Origin of the sequence: Acinetobacter genomosp. 33YU (genome assembly GCF_001990725.1) — a bacterium.
In the GTDB taxonomy this organism is placed as follows: domain Bacteria; phylum Pseudomonadota; class Gammaproteobacteria; order Pseudomonadales; family Moraxellaceae; genus Acinetobacter; species Acinetobacter seifertii.
Genome location: NZ_LFZQ01000026.1, coordinates 1 through 248, shown reverse-complemented (window position 1 = coordinate 248; position 248 = coordinate 1). Strand labels below are relative to the sequence as shown.

The following is a 248-nucleotide window of genomic DNA, read 5'->3' as shown; positions in this document are numbered from 1 at the left end:
TTAGCCGCATTAATACCAGCAGTCGTTACACTTGGACCGCCTGTAATCGTCAAACCACTGTTATCAACCTTAGAATTGCCGACCGTTATACTGCCTGCGTTCGTTAAACTAATGTTGTCATTTACATTGTATTTATAGGTGTTGGTGGCAGGGTCATAAACTGCTGTGGTGTTGGTGCCATTGGCAAAGTTAACTGTTTCACCTAACTTCACATTATCAGCCGTACCGCCATTCACACTAAAGTTCAG

1 protein-coding gene is annotated in these 248 nt (G+C 43.1%); it reads right to left on the bottom strand.

The genetic code is table 11. The features are described from left to right. On the bottom strand, nt 1–248 hold a 248-nt coding region (locus AC056_RS18870), incomplete at both ends, for a hypothetical protein (protein ID WP_139344680.1).